This window comes from Bradyrhizobium sp. NDS-1 (assembly GCF_032918005.1).
Lineage (GTDB): Bacteria > Pseudomonadota > Alphaproteobacteria > Rhizobiales > Xanthobacteraceae > Bradyrhizobium > Bradyrhizobium tunisiense.
In genome coordinates, this window is record NZ_CP136628.1 from 1,852,765 (window position 1) to 1,871,903 (window position 19,139).

Annotated in this window: 20 protein-coding genes; 13 read left to right on the top strand and 7 right to left on the bottom strand. The window is 64.5% G+C overall.

Going from position 1 to position 19,139, the window contains the following annotated elements; genetic code table 11:
* Positions 1–127 precede the first annotated feature (127 nt).
* From RX330_RS08780 to RX330_RS08800, 5 genes are all read left to right on the top strand, one after another.
* The gene (locus RX330_RS08780) at positions 128–1,486 is read left to right on the top strand and encodes a histidine kinase (protein ID WP_317242742.1); all 1,359 of its coding nucleotides are present in this window, start codon (positions 128–130) and stop codon (positions 1,484–1,486) included.
* Positions 1,487–1,646: 160 nt separating this feature from the next.
* Positions 1,647–4,109, top strand: coding sequence for a TonB-dependent receptor (locus RX330_RS08785; RefSeq protein WP_317242743.1), 2,463 nt, complete (start codon positions 1,647–1,649; stop codon positions 4,107–4,109).
* Between the two features lie 145 nt (positions 4,110–4,254).
* Positions 4,255–4,617: a hypothetical protein gene (locus RX330_RS08790; protein WP_317242744.1), complete on the top strand. Its 363-nt coding sequence runs from the start codon at positions 4,255–4,257 to the stop codon at positions 4,615–4,617.
* Positions 4,618–4,856: 239 nt separating this feature from the next.
* Positions 4,857–5,024 carry a hypothetical protein gene (locus RX330_RS08795; RefSeq protein ID WP_212092075.1) on the top strand — a complete coding sequence of 56 codons (168 nt, stop codon included), beginning with the start codon at positions 4,857–4,859 and terminating at the stop codon, positions 5,022–5,024.
* Positions 5,025–5,084: 60 nt separating this feature from the next.
* Entirely contained in the window at positions 5,085–5,492 is a 408-nt protein-coding gene (locus tag RX330_RS08800; RefSeq protein ID WP_212092077.1) for a hypothetical protein, read from the top strand.
* 69 nt (positions 5,493–5,561) lie between these two features.
* Here RX330_RS08800 and RX330_RS08805 read toward each other — a convergent pair whose 3' ends face one another.
* On the bottom strand, positions 5,562–6,134 hold the full coding sequence (locus tag RX330_RS08805; RefSeq protein WP_212092079.1) for a YybH family protein: 573 nt from the start codon (positions 6,132–6,134) through the stop codon (positions 5,562–5,564).
* A 76-nt stretch (positions 6,135–6,210) separates the two neighbouring features.
* Here RX330_RS08805 and RX330_RS08810 point away from each other — a divergent pair, with 76 nt between their 5' ends.
* The 4 genes from RX330_RS08810 (at position 6,211) to RX330_RS08825 (ending at position 10,923) form a co-directional block, all read left to right on the top strand.
* Positions 6,211–7,164, top strand: coding sequence for a LysR family transcriptional regulator (locus RX330_RS08810; protein ID WP_212092081.1), 954 nt, complete (start codon positions 6,211–6,213; stop codon positions 7,162–7,164).
* Positions 7,165–7,319: 155 nt separating this feature from the next.
* Positions 7,320–8,783, top strand: a complete 1,464-nt coding sequence (locus RX330_RS08815; protein WP_317242745.1) for a GH1 family beta-glucosidase — start codon at positions 7,320–7,322, stop codon at positions 8,781–8,783.
* 261 nt (positions 8,784–9,044) lie between these two features.
* Positions 9,045–10,277, top strand: a complete 1,233-nt coding sequence (locus tag RX330_RS08820; RefSeq protein WP_317242746.1) for an acetyl-CoA C-acetyltransferase — start codon at positions 9,045–9,047, stop codon at positions 10,275–10,277.
* Between the two features lie 343 nt (positions 10,278–10,620).
* Complete coding sequence (locus RX330_RS08825) at positions 10,621–10,923, top strand: HU family DNA-binding protein (RefSeq protein ID WP_094891268.1); 303 nt, start codon at positions 10,621–10,623, stop codon at positions 10,921–10,923.
* A 72-nt stretch (positions 10,924–10,995) separates the two neighbouring features.
* On the opposite strand, the gene RX330_RS08830 is transcribed toward RX330_RS08825, so the two are convergent.
* From RX330_RS08830 to RX330_RS08850, 5 genes are all read right to left on the bottom strand, one after another.
* Positions 10,996–11,151 (bottom strand): hypothetical protein, encoded by a 156-nt coding sequence (locus RX330_RS08830; RefSeq protein WP_317242747.1) that lies wholly within the window; start codon positions 11,149–11,151, stop codon positions 10,996–10,998.
* A gap of 5 nt (positions 11,152–11,156) precedes the next feature.
* Positions 11,157–13,550, bottom strand: coding sequence for an endopeptidase La (lon, locus tag RX330_RS08835; RefSeq protein WP_317242748.1), 2,394 nt, complete (start codon positions 13,548–13,550; stop codon positions 11,157–11,159).
* Positions 13,551–13,558: 8 nt separating this feature from the next.
* Positions 13,559–13,942: an Hsp20/alpha crystallin family protein gene (locus tag RX330_RS08840; protein WP_063202787.1), complete on the bottom strand. Its 384-nt coding sequence runs from the start codon at positions 13,940–13,942 to the stop codon at positions 13,559–13,561.
* Positions 13,943–14,095: 153 nt separating this feature from the next.
* Positions 14,096–14,662 carry a ferritin-like domain-containing protein gene (locus RX330_RS08845; protein WP_317242749.1) on the bottom strand — a complete coding sequence of 189 codons (567 nt, stop codon included), beginning with the start codon at positions 14,660–14,662 and terminating at the stop codon, positions 14,096–14,098.
* A gap of 113 nt (positions 14,663–14,775) precedes the next feature.
* Positions 14,776–14,982, bottom strand: coding sequence for a hypothetical protein (locus RX330_RS08850; protein WP_212092090.1), 207 nt, complete (start codon positions 14,980–14,982; stop codon positions 14,776–14,778).
* Between the two features lie 86 nt (positions 14,983–15,068).
* Between RX330_RS08850 and RX330_RS08855 the strand changes: the two genes are divergently transcribed.
* From RX330_RS08855 to RX330_RS08865, 3 genes are all read left to right on the top strand, one after another.
* Positions 15,069–15,239, top strand: a complete 171-nt coding sequence (locus RX330_RS08855; protein WP_317244060.1) for a hypothetical protein — start codon at positions 15,069–15,071, stop codon at positions 15,237–15,239.
* An 88-nt stretch (positions 15,240–15,327) separates the two neighbouring features.
* Positions 15,328–15,768: a class II aldolase/adducin family protein gene (locus RX330_RS08860; RefSeq protein WP_317242750.1), complete on the top strand. Its 441-nt coding sequence runs from the start codon at positions 15,328–15,330 to the stop codon at positions 15,766–15,768.
* Between the two features lie 12 nt (positions 15,769–15,780).
* Positions 15,781–17,568 carry a chloride channel protein gene (locus RX330_RS08865; RefSeq protein WP_212092092.1) on the top strand — a complete coding sequence of 596 codons (1,788 nt, stop codon included), beginning with the start codon at positions 15,781–15,783 and terminating at the stop codon, positions 17,566–17,568.
* 7 nt (positions 17,569–17,575) lie between these two features.
* Here RX330_RS08865 and RX330_RS08870 read toward each other — a convergent pair whose 3' ends face one another.
* Positions 17,576–17,827: a DUF2798 domain-containing protein gene (locus tag RX330_RS08870; RefSeq protein WP_317242751.1), complete on the bottom strand. Its 252-nt coding sequence runs from the start codon at positions 17,825–17,827 to the stop codon at positions 17,576–17,578.
* Between the two features lie 305 nt (positions 17,828–18,132).
* On the opposite strand from RX330_RS08870, the gene RX330_RS08875 reads away from it, so the two are divergent.
* On the top strand, positions 18,133–18,546 hold the full coding sequence (locus RX330_RS08875) for a hypothetical protein (RefSeq protein ID WP_212092094.1): 414 nt from the start codon (positions 18,133–18,135) through the stop codon (positions 18,544–18,546).
* The last annotated feature ends 593 nt before the right edge of the window (positions 18,547–19,139 follow it).

Consider the following 19,139-nt stretch of genomic DNA (forward strand, 5'->3'; position numbering starts at 1 on the left):
TCTCATGTCGCCTCATGCAACCCGGCCGGGATTGCTGTACGCTTCCGATTAGATATCCGCAGCTTCCCCTCTGTCAACGTCATCGGGCAGGCGCGGGCCAAACCTTCGCGGGGCACGAGCGATACCAATGTGGCAAAATCTATCCTTGCGCGGGCGCATCAACCTGTTGCTGGCGCTGCTGCTGGCCCTGGGGCTCGCCGTCAATATCGGCCGCCAGGTGGCGGAAGCCGGACCGCGGGTGCAGGCCGAGGACCAGAGCGTGATCCGGCTCGCGCGCGAGTTCATCGAGATGATCGTGGCGGACCTGAACGAGGCGCCTGATCCTGATGCCAAGCTGAACCAGATCGCGCGCGACCTCAGCCGCCTGCGCCATGTCAGCATCGCCCTCCATGACGCCAGTGGTCGTCCGCTGACGCCGCCTCGAACCGGGGCTGACGCTGACATGCGCGGGCCGCCGGCCTGGTTTGTCGGCCTGGTTCATCCTGAGCAGACCGCAGTCAGCGTACCCGTCTCGATCCAGGGCAAGCCCGGCTCGCTCGTGGTCACCTCGCATCCGACCGACGAGATTGCCGAAATCTGGGACAGCATCGTCACCCAGCTCGAAGTCGGCTCGGTCGTCGCGGTAGTGCTGTTCCTGGTGATGATGAATGTGGTGGGCCGCGCGCTGGCCCCGCTGCAGTCGTTGGCCGAGACGATGGGAGAGATCGAGGACGGGCATTATGACGCGCGGGTCACGCCAGGAGGGGCCCCCGAGCTCGCCGCGATCTGCGGCAAGCTCAATCATCTGGCGGCGGTGCTTGGAGAGGCGGTCGAGGACAAGCGGCGCCTTGCCGAGCGCGCGGTGTCGCTCCAGGACGTCGAGCGCAAGGAAATCGCGCGCGAGCTGCATGACGAGTTCGGGCCTTATCTGTTCTCGCTGCGCGCCCATGCCAGCGCATTGGCGAAGCTGGCGGACGGACGCGCGCCGAGTGCGGAGGCCGTCCGCAAGCATGGCAGCGCCTTGCTGGAGCAGATCAACGCGCTCCAGCAGTTCACCCGCCGCGTGCTGGAGCGGCTGCGTCCCGTCGGACTTGCCGAGCTCGGTCTGCGCCAGGCGCTGGAATCGCTGTCGCGGCTGTGGCGGGAGGCGCACCCGGAGGTCGCCATCGAGACCTCGATCTCACCGGCGCTGGGCACGACCGGCGAGACCGCGGATCTCACCATCTACCGCATCGTGCAGGAGGCGCTCACCAACGTGTTCCGCCATGCCGGCGCGACCTCGGTCAACGTGCTCATCGAGCCGGCCGGACAGCCGGGACGCGACGGCCGCTTTTGCGCGAGGGTGCGGGTCAGCGACAATGGCCGCGGCATGGAGCCCGGTCAGAAGCTCGGCTTCGGCCTCGTCGGCATGAGGGAACGCATTCTGGCCTTGGGTGGCACGCTCAACGTCGTCTCTGGCGACGGCGGCTTGACCGTGGAGGCGCTGGTCCCGACGGCGACTGCCTGATCGCGCCCGAAATGGTCGGGAAAAATTCCCGATTTGATCGGGAGAACGGGCGCGGATATTGCCGATCTTTTGTGGCTGGCGCACCCATCGCGGCCGAATACACTCGTCCGGACCAATCGGCGAAAATCAAAACAGCCGGTGGTTACGGATGGGGAAGGGGATGAGCAAGTTGAAGCGTGGTTTGTTGATGGCCTCGGTGTCGACGGGGCTGTTGTCGGGGTTGGTCCTTGCGAGCCCTGCCGGGGCCGCTCCGGACGAAGAGACCAACGTCCAGAACCTGCCACCGGTCGAGGTGACTGCACCTCCGACGGCAACGCGGCGTGCGGCGCCCTCGCGGCCGGTCGCGCGTATCGGTGTGCCCGGGTCTGCTGCCCCGAGAACGCGGCTCTATGTCTATCCGACCTCGCCGGGTACCGGCAGGGGTCTCGACGTCGACAAGGTTCCGTCGGCGATCAATGCCGTCGACGCCAATCAAATCAAGCGTACGGGTTCGCTGAACGTCACCGATGCGCTGCGCGACAACATCGCCGGCGTCAATATCAGCGAGGTCACCGGCAACCCCTTCACGCCGGATATCGAGTTCCGCGGCTTCGTCGCTTCTCCGGTCGTGGGCACGCCGCAGGGCCTCGCCGTGTACCAGAATGGCGTCCGCATCAACGAAGCCTTCTCCGACGCCGTCAACTGGGACCTGATCCCGACCGCCGCGATCAGGTCGGTGACGCTGGTGACCAACAATCCAGCCTTCGGCCTCAACGCGCTGGGCGGCGCGCTCAATTTGCAAATGAAGGACGGCTTCACCTATCAGGGCACGGAGCTCGACATCATGGGCGGCTCGTTCGGCCGCATTCAGGGGTCGGCGCAATGGGGCAAGCAGGTCGATCAGAACTACGCCGTCTATGGCGCGCTCGAAGGCGTGCGCGACAACGGCTTCCGCAACTTCTCGCAATCGGAGGTGCGGCGCTTCTACGGCGATGTCGGCTACAGGGGCGGCGACAGCGAGTTCCACGTCAACATGGGAGTGGCCAAGAACCATTTCGGCGCCAGCGCCATCGTCCCGGCCGAGCTGCTGGATAAATATTGGGGCGCCACCTACACCACACCGCAGACCACCTCCAACCGCGTCGGCTATCTCAACCTGACCGGAAAGGTCGACGCGACGCCGACCTGGACGTTTGAAGGCACCGCCCATGTGCGCAGGTTCGAGCAGAACATCGTCGACGGCAATCCGACCGACGCGGAGGAGTGTGCTGCGAATCCGGCGTTGCTCTGCTTTGGCGATGACACCACACCTGCCAACGGCGCTGGCGGCGTGCAGCTTGCCAATCCCTTTGCGCCGGGAACGATCCTCGGCGCGATCGACCGGGGCTCGATCCGTTCGACGACATTCGGCGTGTCCGGGCAAGCCACCAACACGGATCAACTGTTCGGTCATGACAACCGCTTCGTGGTCGGCGCAACCTATGACGCCGGCGTCACGCGTTACAACGCCAGCTCCGAGATCGGCTCGATGGGAGAGAACTACGTCGTCAGCGGCGGCGGCGTTTTCCTCGGTCCAACTCCCGCCGCGGACCCCATCGCCGGCCCCGTCTCGCTGCGAACCGTCAACCAATATAACGGCCTCTACGCGATGGATACGTTCAACGTCACGGACGCCTTCGCTGTCACGGGCGGCGGCCGCTTCAATGCGGCGCGGATCACCTTGGAAGATCAGCTCGGGACTGCGCTCAACGGCGACCACACGTTCATGCGCTTCAATCCGGTCATCGGCGGCACCTACAAGATCACGCCCGGATTGACAGCCTATGCCGGCTATTCCGAGGCCAACCGCGTGCCGACGCCGCTCGAGCTCGGCTGCTCCGATCCAGCCCGCCCCTGTCTGATCGCGGCGTTTCTGGTCTCCGATCCGCCGCTCAAGCAGGTCGTCTCCAAGACCGTGGAGGCCGGCTTCCGCGGCACCAAGGAGCTGAACATCGGCACGCTCGGATGGAAGATTGGCGGCTTTCGCGCCACCAATCACGACGACATCATGGCGGTGCCGGTCGTTGGCCGGACCGGCTTCGGCTATTTCACGAATGTCGGCCGGACAAGGCGGCAGGGGCTCGAGGCCGAAGTCAACATCAAGTCGCCCACGCTTCAGTTCCAGGCGAGCTACGCCTTCGTCGACGCACGCTACCTTGACCCGCTCGAGCTTGGCTCCGAAAGCCCGTTTGCCGACCCGGCCACCGAGACGATCCAGGTCCGGCCCGGCAACCAGATCCCCGCGGTCCCGCGCCACCGCGTCAAGGTCGGCGTCGACTACGCCGTGACCGACGTCTGGAAGGTGGGCGGCAATGCGCTGTTCGTCTCCGATCAATTTCTAGTCGGCGACGAGTCGAACCAGTACGCAAAGCTGCCTTCCTATACGGTCTTCAATCTCCACACCTCCTACCAGGTCGCGAAGAACGTCCACCTCTACGGCCGCGTCGACAACGTGTTCGACAAGCGCTATGTGACCTACGGCCAATTCTTCGACCGCGATGCCTTGCCCAACTTCACCAATGGCGGCGCCGACTTCACCGACCCTCGCTCGCTCAGCCCTGCAAGGCCGCGCGCGTTCTATGCCGGGATGCGGGTGACGTTCTAACGACGGCTGCCGCGTCGGTACGGTCCGGGCCCGCACTCGGTAAGGCGAGCTGCCGGAAGTTCTGCCACCGGGCGCCGCGGCCGGAGGCCGCGCCCCTTGTTCCGCGGTTGCGCTCGCTGAGCTTGCAGAATATTCCGCCTCCGGCATGATGGCTCCGGAGGCCCGCTTTGCCGTGTCGTTGAAGAATCCGGATGCCGTCGCTTCGATCGTTTCAGCGCTTCGGCACGCCTACGGTGACGAGGTCGCGCGATTCATGCTCGTCGAGGGCATGAGCCTCGCCGACTTGATCGACGCGATGTTCTCCGCGCCCTTGACGCACCGCGAGGCCGTTCGGGATATCACCGACGCATTGGACGATTTCGTCATTTCACCGGACCTGGGTCTCGTGTGGCACCTCAGGTACATCTATGCAGACGAGCCCGGCTCCCTGCACGTCGTGGACATGGAGATCGCCACGCCGGATGGCACGCTGGCAAGCAAGGATGTCTGGCTTCGTCTGTCCGCTTAAAGCATGATCCGGAAAAGTGCGCAGCGGTTTTCCGAAAAGATCATGCTCAAACAACAACCTAAAGCGCGATGACGATTCATCCTAATCGCATCGCGCTTTAGGGGCGAGGCCGGCCGGGATGATTTGGCCACGCACCGCGCCGCGTTGTCTTTACCAATCAGAAACCATCTCAAATGATCCGAAAATTTTAACGAAACCCCTCGGGCTTCTCCGCGTCAGTCTGTCGGAGGGCCGGTGTGATGACAGAGCGCCAATTGAGAGAGCAGGAATGCCAGATCGCGCGTTATCGGCGTTTGGAACGGGAGGTTACGGATCCGCTCGCCGCGTGTCTGCTTCACGGCATCGTCGAGGAGCTTGAAGCCGAGCTGCGCAAGCAGCGTCCGGAATGGCACGGGCCGCGTGATTAACGCTTTCTTAGCGCTAATCGTGCGGATTGTCCTGGGGAATGGCCAAGGAAGACTGCTCCCATGCTCAAGGACGGGACATATGCGGCGTGGTACAAGACGCCGCTCGACCAGGGGACCGGCATCGTCCATGTCGCGGACGGACAGATCTGGGGCCGTGACAGCCTGATGACCTATCACGGCTCGTGTCAGGTCGATGGAGATCGCTTCACCGCCACGGTATCGACGAAGCGCCATACCGACGGACGAGCCACGGTGTTCGGCGTGGAAGACGAACTCATTTTGGATATCGAGGGAAACTGCCCCGGCAAGATCGCGACTTACACCGCGACGGCACAGCAAGTGCCGGGGATGATCCTCCAGGGCACGCTCATCCTGACGGAACAAAAGCAGCCGGCACATGACGAGGCGGCGCAGCGCCCGGCGTTCAACCCCGGCAAGCTCCCGAAGCTGCCGAAGCGCTCGCGCTGAGAAACCTCAGGCGGACTGCTGGGGACATTCTGAAACGGCTGACCGGCAGAACCAGCGAGGCAAGGGACACTATTCTTTCTCCAACCCGCCCCGGGCGAGTAGCGCCGCTTGCTGCAGGGTGACGCTGCGGACCAGCGGATCCGCATGGCGGTGCACGAGCTGCCAATCCATGCCGTCCTTGCGGTAGACTTCAGTGACGCGGAGCGACCAGTCTTGAGCGGCCAATCCGCCGACTTCGGCGCGCTGATGTTCCACCATGACAAGTACGACAAGCGTGTCCGACGCAAGCGTTTGCACGACCTCAAGGTCGGTTTCGCCCTTCCTGAAGTATCGCGATAGGTCAGCCAAGCGTTTGGGGCTGGCGTCAAATCCGCGACTGGCGGGCCCGCCAAAGGGCTGCATCAACGTGAAATCCGGTGCGATGCGAACAAGCTGGAGCCAGCGATCCATGTCGCCCCGCATGAAGGCGGCATTCTTACGGCGCGCGCGTTCGATGAGGTTCGCTGTCACCTCGGGCCCGGCGGCTGCGTCGGCCGAAAGCTGAACCAGAGGAACTGCAGCCGCGGCGGCCATCATCGCGCGCCGCGACATCTTTTCCTGCCTGGATGCCGATCTGCTCTGTCCGGACGTCTTCTTGGTCATTGTGCAGTTCCTGGTCGACGGGTGCCCATCCATGAAGTCTTGATCTCGATGAATCCAGCGATATGATTTCAGCAACATGCTGAACCAAATTGATCTATCCAGGATTGATCTGAATCTCCTCGTGCTCTTCCGCGTGGTCCTGGAAGAACGTCATGTCGGTCGGGCAGCCGCCCGGCTGAGCCTGACGCCGTCGGCTGTAAGCCATGCGCTTGGCCGGCTCCGGCTTCTGCTGAATGACCCGCTGTTTCTGCGCACACCGAAGGGTGTGGTTCCGACGGCGCGGGCGCTGGAGCTTGGGGAGCCCGTGGCCGAGATCGTCGCACGCATCGAACGATTGATCGGCTCGGCCGCACCGTTCGACCCGAAGACAAGCAGTCGCCGGTTCATCATTGGCGCTCCCGATGCCGTACTGGTCTCGGCAGTCGGTCCGCTCCTGCGATCGATTGCGACTGCGGCGCCTCACATTGACATCGGGCTGGTCCACCTGATGCCGGCGCCGCGCGCCGGCGCGATCGGAGAGCCTTGGCAGGAGAATCTCGACATGCTCGAAAGACGCGAGCTCGACATCGCGATGCTGCCGCTGCTGGCGGTATCACCTCGTTTCGAGGCGCGCAGGCTTTACGAGGAGGATTTCGTGCTGGCCATGCGCAAGGGACATTCCTTGGCAAGAGCGGTCAGCCATGCTGCATTCGCGCAATCGCAGCACCTGCTGGTCTCTCTCAGTGGTGAGCCGCGCGGCTTCGTCGATGAGATGTTGGCCAAGCGCGGCCTCGAACGCCGCATCGCCCTGACCGTTCCGAACTTCATGATGGCGCTGGCCCAGCTTTCGGAATCCGATCTGATCGCGGCATTGCCACGCCGACTGATGGAGCAGTATGCCGGCCGCTTCGGCCTGGTATTCGTCGAGCTGCCTTTCGCCCGCAAGGCGGATACGATCCGGGCCGTCGCCACCAAGGCCGCGATGAGAGACGCCGGCATCGCGTGGCTGATGCAGGTTGTGGTCGGTTCAATCGGAACAAGCCGACGCTAGAATCGACATACTGAATTGGAGAGGCGTTCATCTCGGAATGGGCGCGACATTTTGCCTGCCACACCTTCTACCGTTCTGAGTGCCCGGCACCGCTTCTCAAATGGCCTGGAAATGTCCATTGTGCCGGCCCGAAAGAGAGAAGAGGAGCATCATTGATGACGGATACGGTCTCGCGCCGCCAGTTTGCCAAGCTGGCGGGGTTGTCCGCAGCCGGGATTGCAAATCCTCTCGAGGCCGTCGAGGCCAGGCCGGCACCGCCGCCGCGCGGCGGAAGCGGCTTTCCCGCGGGCTTCCTCTGGGGCACGGCGACCTCGTCCTACCAGGTCGAGGGTGCGGTTGACGAGGACGGCCGGGGGGCCTCGATCTGGGACAAGTTCGTGCGCATCCCCGGCAAGATCGAGGACGGCACCACGGGCGACCGCGCCAATGAGCATTATCACCGCTACAAGGAGGACATCGCGCTGATCAAGGCGCTCGGCTGCAAGGCCTACCGGTTCTCGGTGGCCTGGCCGCGGCTGTTTCCGGACGGCGACGGCAGGCCGAATCCGAAGGGGCTCGATTTCTACAACCGGCTCATTGACGAGCTCCTGAAGAACGGCATCGAGCCGTGGCTGACGCTCTATCATTGGGACCTGCCGCAATCGCTTCAGGATCGCTTCGGCGGCTGGCGCTCGACGGAGACCTGCAAGATCTTCGGCGACTATGCGGCTCATGTCGCGAAGCATCTGACCGACCGCGTCAAGAACGTGTTCACTCTGAATGAGAGCGGCCGCTTCGTCTATTTCGGTTACGGCACCGGCATCGATGCGCCGGGCCTGACGCTGCCGCAAGCCGAGGTCAACCAGATCAGGCACAACAGTGCGCTGGCGCACGGGCTCGCGGTCCAGGCGGTGCGCGCCCATGGCCGGCGCGGCACGAGAGTGGGGCCGGCAGAGAATATCGACGCCTGTGCCCCCGCGATCGACACGCCTGAGAACGTCCGTGCTGCCGAGATCGCGCTGCGCGAGATGAATGCGGGCTATCTCAACGTCATCATGACGGGGCGCTACACCGACGCCTTCCTGAAATACGCCGGCGCCAACGCGCCGAAATACACCGATGCGGAGCTGAAGATCATCTCCTCGCCGGTCGATTTCCTCGGCCTTAACATCTACGCGCCGCAGAACTACGTGGTGGCGTCCGACCAGGGCGCGGGGTTCATGCCGCTGCCGATCCCGAAATCGTTCCCGCACATGAATTCGGACTGGCTCCGCGTCGGTCCCGAGACGCTCTATTGGGTGCCGAAGCTGGCGGCGAAGATCTGGAAGACCGATGCGATCTATATCAGCGAGAACGGCACCTCCGGCGACGACGTCGTGACGCCGGACGGCAAGATCTACGACACCGACCGCATCATGTACCTGCGCAACTATCTCGCCCAGCTCCAGCGCGCCACCGCCGAAGGCGTGCCGGTGCGCGGCTATTTCCTCTGGAGCCTGATGGACAATTTCGAGTGGGTGTACGGGCTGAACAAGCGCTTCGGACTCTACCACGTCAATTTCGACACCCAGGTCCGCACGCCGAAACTCAGCGCCAGCTTCTATCGCAACGTGATCGTGAAGAACGCGGCGGGGGTGTGAACTCTATCCTCGTTGAGGTCGTCATGCCCGGGCTTGTCCCGGGCATCCACGTTCTTCGTGCGTAGTAGCAAGGCGTGGATGGCCGGGACAAGCCCGGCCATGACGTCGACTGTTTCGGGCCGATCATTCAGGCCGTATGCGATCGGCTCAATTTTACGTGCGGCGGAATTCCGGGTGGCGGGTGCAAACGCCCCGCATTGACTCTCCTCTCGCCCTTATTCAGAACCGTCCTCAACACTGACAACAAAGAGGACAACGCCCATGACCGATGCACTCATCATCGATGCCTGCCGGACCCCGCGCGGCGTCGGCAAGGCCGGCAAGGGAGCGCTGTCGGGCATTCATCCGCAGCAGCTCGGCGCAACCGTGCTGCGCGCGCTCGCGGAGCGCACCGGCATCGACACGGCCGACGTCGACGACATCGTCTGGGGCTGCAGCGCGCAGGTCGCGACGCAAAGCGGCGATCTCGGGCGGATGTCGGCGCTCGATGCCGGCTATGACGTGCGCGCCAGCGCCGTGACGCTGGACCGCTTCTGCGGCAGCGGCATCACCAGCGTCAACATGGCGGCCGCCTCGATCATGGCGGGCGCGGAAGACCTCGTCATCGCCGGCGGCTGCGAGATGATGTCGATGGAGGGACGCCGCGGCTCGGGTCCGATGATGATGGACAACGGCAATCTGCGCCTGCGGGCAAAGCATCCGCAGTCGCATCAGGGCGTCTGCGCTGACGCGATTGCCACGCTGGAGGGCATCACGCGAAGGGATGTCGACGCGCTCGGGCTGGAGAGCCAGAAGCGCGCGGCCCATGCGATCGTGAACGGGCACTTCAAGAAGAGCCTCGTGCCCGTCCACCGCGAGGACGGCAGCCTCGCGCTCGACCACGAGGAGTATCCGCGGCCGCAGACCACGATGGAAGGCCTGGGCAGCTTGAAGCCGGCATTCCCCGCGGTCGCCGACTACGCGCTCGACGACAAGGGCACGACCTATCGTGGCCTGATCCTGCAGAAATACCCGGACCTCGAGATCGATTTCGTGCACCACGCCGGCAACTCTTCCGGGGTCGTCGACGGCGCCGCCGCGATCCTGCTGGCCTCGCCCGCCTACGCCAGGGCGCATGGCCTGAAGGCTCGCGCCCGCGTCGTCGCGATGGCGAACATGGGGGATTCGCCGACCCTGATGCTGAACGCGCCGGTGCCGGCCACGCGCAAGGTGCTGGCGAAGGCCGGCCTCACCGTCGACGACATCGACCTGTTCGAGATCAACGAGGCGTTTGCGGTGGTGGCGGAAAAATACATCCGCGACCTCCGGCTCGATCGCGCCAAGGTCAACGTCAATGGCGGATCGATCGCGCTCGGCCATCCCATCGGCGCCACGGGCTCGATCCTGATCGGCACCGTGCTCGACGAGCTCGAACGGCGCGATCTCAAACGTGGTCTCGTCACCATGTGCGCCGCCGGCGGCATGGCGCCCGCCGTCATCATCGAGCGCATCTGACCGATCGCCCGCCACTTTCTCCCTGTTTTTACGGGGAGGAAGACCGGCGATATGCGTCCGACCCTTATTTTTCAGGGTGAAACACGACCAGCCTTTCACAAAGAGGCCGGTCGCCGCTTGTCGAAAGCGGCGAATCAGTTCTAGCAGGATGGCGTGCGGGCCTTTGAAACAAGGCAAAATCCGCTGCCCGAAGCTTCTCCCGCGCCGGAAGTAGCTAAAAAGCAGGGTTTTTTGCTACAGAGGGCCAAAAAAGCCCGTAAAACCCCGACAAAACCGTGCAGAAGGCTATAGGCCTTCGCCGGTTGGTCTAATATCCAACCGCCAACGAATCAGAGGAGACACGATGGCAACCCAAATGTCCAAATCGCAGTTGATCGAAAAGATTGCGACCGCCACCGAGCTTTCCAAGCGCGACGTCAAGAGCGTCATGGAAACGCTGACCGACGTCGGTCACAAGGAGCTCAAGAAGAACGGCCTGTTCCTGGTGCCGGGCTTCGCCAAGTTCGTGGTCATCAAGAAGCCCGCGACCAAGGCACGCAAGGGCACCAACCCGTTCACGGGTGAAGAGATGATGTTCAAGGCCAAGCCGGCCCGGAAGATCGTCCGCGCCCGCCCGGTCAAGGCCGCCAAGGACGCCGTGGGCTAACGACGCAAAGGCCCCCTCGGCTAGGAGGGGGCCTTTTGTTTGGGGCAGCCGCGAGGGCCTGAGACGGAGGGCTCAACCCTTGCGGCGCTTCACCCGGACAGGAACGGGTTGAAGCTGCGGCCCGGACGCCGCCAGCGCATCGCGGACCCGGTCGATGGCGCGATCGAGCAGCCGGCGTAGCCGCTGCGTTGTCCGCGACCGCTTTGCATTTTCCAGCCGTTTCTTCATCGCATTCACTCCGCCGCCTCGACCTTTGCATCGGCTTGGACCTCGACCGGCTCGAGCGCCGCGGCGATGGCTTCATCGACGCGCTCCAGCCAGATGAATTCGAGGTTGTCCCGCGCGCTCTTCGGGATGTCGTCGTAATCCCGCTTGTTGCGCGCCGGCAGCATCACCCGCTTCAACCCGGCAGCGGCCGCAGCCACCACCTTCTCCTTGATGCCGCCGACCGGCAGCACCAGTCCGCGCAGCGAGATCTCGCCGGTCATGGCGGTATCGCTGCGCACCGTGCGGTTGGTGAGCAGGGACGTCAGCGCCGTGAACATCGCAACGCCCGCGCTCGGACCGTCCTTCGGAGTCGCGCCCGCGGGAACGTGAACGTGGATGTCGCTCTTCTCGAACAGTGACGGATCGATGCCGAGCTGCGGCGCCTTGCTCTTCACCAGCGTCAGCGCAGCCTGCACGCTCTCGCGCATGACCTCGCCGAGCTGACCGGTCAGGATCATCCCGCCCTTGCCGGGCACCTTTGATGCCTCGATGAACAGGATGTCGCCGCCGACCGGCGTCCAGGCAAGGCCGGTGGCCACGCCCGGAATGCTGGTGCGCTGCGCGATCTCGCCTTCGAAGCGCGGCTGGCCGAGCACGGTGGCGATGTCCTTCGCGCCCACCACGACCTTCGTCGCCGTACCCTCGGCGACCTGCACCGCGGCATGACGGAACAGCTTGCCGATCTCGCGCTCGAGGTTACGCACGCCGGCCTCGCGGGTGTAACCCTTGACCACCAGCTTCAACGCATCCGGCTCGATCTCGGCCTGCTCGGCGGAGAGTCCGTTCGCCTCGAGCTGCCGCCGCACCAGATAGCGCTGCGCGATCTCCAGCTTCTCGTCCTCAGTGTAGCCGGCGAGGCTGATCAGCTCCATGCGGTCCAGGAGCGGACCCGGGATCTGGTCCAGCATGTTGGCGGTCGCGATGAACACCACGCGCGACAGGTCGAAGGGCACGCCCAGGTAATTATCCCGGAACGTTCCGTTTTGCTCGGGGTCGAGCACCTCCAGCATGGCGGCCGACGGATCGCCCTGCACGCCGCGGCCCATCTTGTCGATCTCGTCCAGCATCATGACGCAGTTGCGTGAGCCCGCCTTCTTGATGCCCTGGATGATGTTGCCGGGCAGCGCGCCGATATAGGTGCGCCGGTGGCCGCGGATCTCGGCTTCGTCGTGCACGCCGCCCAGGCTGACGCGCACGAAGGGGCGGTCCATCGCGCGGGCGATGGATTGTCCGAGCGAGGTCTTGCCGACGCCGGGCGGGCCGACGAAGCACAGGATCGGCGCCTTGCCCTGCGGCGCCAGCTTGCGCACCGCCAGATATTCGATGATCCGGCTCTTGATCTTCTCCAGGCCGAAATGGTCGGCATCCAGGATGGCTCGCGCCTCCTTGATGTCGATCGGCTTCTCCGCGGGCAGCGCCCAGGGCAGCTCGATCAGCCAATCCAGGTACGTGCGGACCATGCCGGCCTCGCCGGCAGCCTCGGGCATGCGCTCATAGCGGCGCAGCTCCTTTTTGGCGTGCGCGTCCGCCTCGGGCGGCATGTTGGCCTTGGCGATCGCAGCGGTCAGCTCGGCGACCTCGGTCGCCTTGCCGTCGCCTTCGCCGAGCTGGCGCTGGATGGTCGCCATCTGCTCGCGCAGGATCGCCTCGCGCTGCCGCTCGTCGAAGGAGGCCTTGGTCTTCTGGCCGATTTCGTTGGAGATGCGCAGCACCTCCAGCCGCTCGGCCAGGTGCTTCGACACCTTCTCGACGCGCAAGGCGAGGTCGATGGTCTCCAGCACCTCCTGCTTGTCCTGCGGCTTGATGTCCATGAACGAGGTCGCCAGATCCGCCAGCGCGCCGGGCGCACTGGTGCCCTGGAACATCGCGGCCAGCTCGGGCGGCGCCTGCGGCAGCAGCTCGATCGCCTCGATCGCCTGGCGCTGCAGATTCAGCGCGCGCGCCTCGATCTCGGGCGAATTCGCGGTCGGCTCGGGGATCTGCTGGATCCGCGCGGCCGGGAACGGCGTTCCCGGCAGGAAGTCGAGGATGCGCGCGCGCTGCACGCCCTGGCAGACGATGTGATGGGTGCCGTCGGGCGCGGTGATGTAGCGCACGATGTTGGCGATGGTCGCGACCCGGTAGAGGTCGTCCGGCCCGGGCTCCTCGGTCTCGGGGCTGCGCTGCAGGACGATGCCGACCGGCCGCTGCTCGCGCAGCGCCTGCTGCGCGGCGGCGATGGACTTGGCACGGCCGATCGTGATCGGCGCGATGGCGCCTGGGAATAGCACCATCTCGCGCACGGGGATGATGATCAGCGCGTCGTCGGGGATCTTCACGTCGTTACTGGTCTGTTCGTTGTTCATCTGTTCGGTGGCCATGATCGACCTCAGGATTTGGCAAGGCGCAGCGCGACGCAGCCGTCCATCACGAAGCGGCTGATGGCGTAGCGGCCGAGGGGCAATGCAATGCGGCGCTCAAAACGCCCCTGCGGCAGCTCGAGCCGGTGGATGCGGGCGTTGCGGAGCTCCGGGGGCAGGGTGCGCTGGCCGGAGACGACGAGCACGCCGTCATGGATGACAGTCTCGACATTGTCCGGATTGACACCGGGAAGCGCCACCAGGATCAGAAGCTCATGCTCGGTCTCGAGCACGTCGATCGGCGGCTCCCAGCAGGCTTCCTGGCGGCCGAACTGCTGACGCAGCCGGTCGGCGCGGGTCAACGAGTCGAGGGCTTCGGACAGCATCCAGTCGAGGGGATTTTTCGGTTGCATGATGCGGGGCTCGGGGGTGGGGAAGCCTGCATATGGGGCTGGTTCCCCGGAAATCCAGTCCGCCGGCGCTGACGTGCCATGCGCCGTCGTGCGATTGAAAAACGAACGCCGCGGCCCGGGCCGCGGCGTTCCATCGTCGGGTCACGCAGGGCGTCAGGCCGCCGCGCGGTACTCTTCTTCGGCCTCGAGGTTGATCACGGACGTCGCGAGCTCGGTCAGCGTGTGATCAGTCGCCTCTTCCTCGTCCAGCGTCGCCTGCAGCAGCCTTGCCGCGTCCGGCATGCCGAGCTCTTCGGCCCAGGTGCGCAAGGTGCCGTAGCGGGAGATCTCGTAATGCTCCACCGCCTGGGCGGCCGCGAGCAGTCCCGCATCGAGCGCCGGCGCGCCCTTGAACTCCTTCATGATCTCGGCGCCCTCGTCGGTAATGCCGTTGATGGCTTCGCACGGCTTGCCGCGGGCAGGCTTGCCCAGCATCTTGAAGATCTGGTCCAGCCGCTTGACCTGGCCCTGGGTCTCGCGCAGGTGCTTGTTGAAGGCGGCGGCCAGCTCCTTCGATTGCGCTGCCTTCGCCATCTTGGGCAAGGTCTTGATGATCTTGTTCTCGGCGAAATAGATGTCCTTCAGCGTCTCCACAAACAGGTCGCTGAGCATCTTCGGCGCCTGACGCGGCCGCCGAGCCGCGGTCTTCTTGGATGTGCGCTTCTTGGTTCGTTTGGCCATACGTCCTCCTCTTGAGGTGACACGGGAAGGCCTCGCCCTCCTCAATCCTCAGGCGATCAAAGCCGCGTCAGTAACGAAAGTTCCTAACTGCAACCGGCGCGCGGAGCGGTCGCTCAGGTCGGGCGCTTGTAGGGATCTTCCTGGCGCTGTCGCTCCTCCGTCGCGCGATCGAGCTGTGCCCGCTCGCCGCGCCTGAGGTGGCCGGCCTTCATCACCCCGTAGACGAGGACCGCACCGAGCAGGAAGGCTCCGATGAACCAGAGCCAGAGCAGGTTGGCCGAGAGCTGGCCAAGAAGCATTCCGATTCCACTGTCGCTCATTGTCGTCTCCACTGATTGCAAAGCGGTGGCCTAGGCTAAGTCTGCCCGGAAGCCATCGTTCCAGCGTCCGAGGACCACGCCGGCCCGTGCTCGACTTCGCGCTGTGCTCTGCTTCGGCTCACCGGATCGCGCGCACCGGAAATGCGGTGCTCTCGCGCGTTCTCCGCATGCTGCTCGCCGCCTATTCCGTCCAGTTCGTGATCGACGGGATTGCGGCCGTCCGGACCAACCTGTCACAGGGCTGCGACAATCAGTGAATCCATTGATTTTGGGTCGCTTTCGCTTGCACTGCCATGTTGGTTTGACGTACTTCCGGTCCAACAAGACCATCGTCAGGAAATCGGGATGTCGATGACTGCGGACGAGCTCGCCAAGAGACAGGCCATCATCGACGCTTGCCGGCGCATGAACGCGCTCGGCATCAACCAGGGCACCTCGGGCAATATCAGCGTCCGACATGTGGACGGGCTTCTGGTCACGCCGACCAGCGTGCCTTACGAGGCCATGACGCCGGACCAGATCGTCTTCACGGCCATGGACGGCGCACACGCGCCCGATCAGAAGCCGTCGAGCGAATGGCGGTTTCATCGCGACATCCTGGAGTCGCGTCCCGACGTCAACGCCGTGGTGCATGCGCATCCGACCTATTGGCTCGCCGTCGAAGTCGAGCCGCTGGCGCGGCAGGATCACGGCTGCCTCCAGATCGGACAACCGCCGCTGCTTCCCAGCGACGAGATCGAACGGGTCCGCCGGCGCATGGCCGGCTACGGCCTGTCGGAAGGGTAGGGCAGGCAGAAGGTGTTCGTGCGGATCAGGCATCTCGTCGATCGCAAGGGGACGAACCGCACCATGGTTCGGCTGCGCGCTCTCTTGCGCAGCAACGAGTTCTACCTGATCCCGCTCGCGCTGGTGATCGGCACGCTGGCCGGTGCGGTCGTGACGCTGATGGCCCATATCGCGCAGTTCGCGCATGTGGTGATCTACGGGATTCCCGTCGATGTTCACCTGTCGGCTCACGCGAGCGTCAGTCCGTGGGCGGCACTGATCGCGCCTGCACTCGGTGGGCTGTCGCTCGGAATCATGGAATGGTCGCGGCGGCGCATGAAGATCTCGAACGCGGTCGACCCGATCGAGGCGAACGCGCTGCGCGGCGGCAATCTCTCGATGCGCGACAGCATGGTGGTGTCGGGCCAGACCCTGATCTCCAACGGCTGCGGCGCCTCGGTCGGCCTCGAGGCCGGCTATACCCAGATCGGCTCGGGTATCGCCTCGCAGCTCGGCAAGTTCTTCAATCTGCGCCGCAACGATTTGCGCCTGATGGTTGGCTGCGGCGCTGCCGCCGCGATCGCGGCGGCGTTCGGCGCCCCGATCACCGGCGCCTTCTACGCCTGTGAGCTCATCGTCGGCGTCTATGCGGTCGGCAGCGCCGCCCCGATCCTGGCGGCATCGCTCGCGGGCGCCCTGACCGCGCAATGGCTCGGCGGCGCGCCGTACTCGCTGGAGATACCCAAGGTCAGCGCCGTCGGCGTCGAGCAATATCTGGCGCTGATCGGGCTCGCGCTCATCACCAGCGGCGTCGGCATCGCCGTGATGCGTTCTTCGCCGATGTTCGAGCGCCTGTTCGCCTGGATGCCGGTCTGGCTGCGTCCAGTGATCGGAGGCCTCATCGTCGGCGGCTTCGCCATCATCACGCCGCAGGTGCTGGCAGCCGGACACGGCGCCATGGTGCTCGATCTCTTTCACGACATGACGATCGGCCTGATCGCGCTGATCATCGCCTTGAAAGTGACCGCGTGCCTGATCTCGCTCGCCTCGGGCTTCCGCGGCGGCCTGTTCTTCGCCTCGCTGTTCGTGGGCAGCCTGATCGGCAAATTCTTCGCGGCAGTGCTTCTCCTGATCAGCCCGAACTTCGCGATCGATCCGCTGGTCGCGATGCTGACGGGCATGGCGACGCTCGGCGTTGCCATCGTCGGCGGCCCCCTGACCATGTCGTTCCTGGTGCTCGAGATGACGCGCAATGTCGACGTCACCGCCGTGGTGCTCGCCGGCTGCATCGTCACCTCGATCTGCGTCCGCTTCATGTTCGGCCATTCCTTCTCGACCTGGCGGCTGCATCTGCGCGGCGAGACCATCCGCAGCGCCAACGACGTCGGTTGGCTGCGCAATCTCACGGTCGAGCGGCTGATGCGCTCCGACGTCGGCAAGGTGCCCTCGACCACGACCATCGCCGCCGCACGCCGCGAGTTCGCGCTGGGCTCGCGGCCGGGTATCGTCATCGTCAACAATGTCGACGAATATGTCGGCCTCGTCCTGCTGCCCGATTTGTTCTCCGGCGACCTCGACACCATCGCCGACGAGATCCAGGTGATCGAGCTCGCCCGCCTGATCGACATCGTGCTGATCCCGGAAATGAACGTGAAGTCGGCGATGGCGGTGTTCGACGAGGCCGAGGCCGAAATGCTGGCGGTGGTCGATTCCACCGACAGCCGCAAGGTGATCGGATTCCTCACCGAAACCTTCGCGCGCCGCCGCTATGTCGAGGAGATCGACAAGGCGACGCGCGGCGTGCTGGGGGCGCTGTCGTAGGCGACTTCTACCGGCCGGATGGGGCTGCGACGAGGCAGGCCACGATGCGCCGGACCATCGGCAGCACGACGAGCAGCGTTGGAAAGGCGACCAGCCAGGACAGGGCCCAGGCACCTGGCCACGTCGCGAGGAATGCCGGCGTTGGCCCCAGGCTCCGAAGCGTCGAAATGACCGACACCACGGCCGTCATGAGAACGGACAGCACGAATGGCATCACGATCGGCGCATAGCGCGCCGGCAGTTTGCGAACAGCAATCATCTGATTTCTCTTGAGGAAAAGGACGCGTCGGTCACGTTGAACCCTGCAAAACGGCATCGATCCCGACGGCGTCGGTTGATGCGTTGGTTCACGTAAAACGCTTACGGCGACCGGAAAACGGCGCAGCCGTTCATTATCCGCTCAGGTTCGGTGGTTCAAGCTGCGATTTGGTCGTACGTTTACAATCGTTCAAAGCGTGGCAGATTGCCGCGAACGTGAAACCAGCTCGATGGTTTGCGGATTCAATGCGGTTTGCGTATCTCTTCGCTGGGCAAGAACTTAGGCAAAGGCATAGGAAGGTCAAAATGACTGTTAGACCCGTGATTTCTGCAGCCGGCCGCAACATGGTGCTGGCCGCGTTCACAAGCCTGGCGTTGGTCGCAATTTCGGCGTCGCCTTCGGCTGCTGCCTCGCCGGCGGAGCCGGTATCCGCAAAGCCTGTCGCGGCCGGGCAGGGCTCCTCCGCCGCCACCGATTTCAGCGCACATCGCCGCCGCTACTACCGGCGCGGGTCGAACGCTGCCGGTCTCGCCGTTATGGGCGCCGCGGCGGGCATCATCGGGGGGGTGATCGCCGAGCAGCGACGCCGCGACTATTACGAAAACCGCTATTATTACGGCTCACGTCCTTACTACGGCGGGCACGGCTATTACGGCGGTTCCGGCTACGGCGGCAGTCCTTTCTATTACGATCCGGGCTACCGTTACGCGCCGTATTGAACGATCGTTTTTGACGCCGCCCGGATTGGGTTGCAGGAGAAAGGGCGGTGTTTGGGCCGCCCTTTTTGCTGCGTCGGTTCTCTCGTAGTCGCGGTGAGCGCAGCGATACCCGGATTCCGCTCGTAAAGATCCGGACGTCTCTTCCGCCTTCGCTTTTCGAGCTGCCGCGGACAAGGCGCTGATCCGGGCTACGGCATCGCGCCTGTGTCGCCCTCTGTCAATCCACTAGCGCGAAAATATTCCACTTTACCGAAATTCGGTTTCGGCGTATGGGTCGTGCATCCCGGCTCACTCAAGAGGGGCGATCATGAGGTCGTCATTTTCGCGAGCCGGGTCTGCGGTGGACGCGGCAGCGTCGGCGCGAGAGGTGCGGGCAGGGCGGGTAGTCCCTGTGAGCCCGTAACCGCGTGCGGACGACGGCGCTGCCAGGCTTCGTCTCGCCTGTAAGTTTCCAGCTTTGTCGACAGGGCTGGGAATACTGCGGCGACATGGCGGGCCGTGCGTACGGCAAAACCGTGTGGTCCTGGCCGTCGTTGCCACGGTCAAGCTGTCTGCGAAGGTGCGAGCGAGCCCGACCGGGCGGACTGCATCAT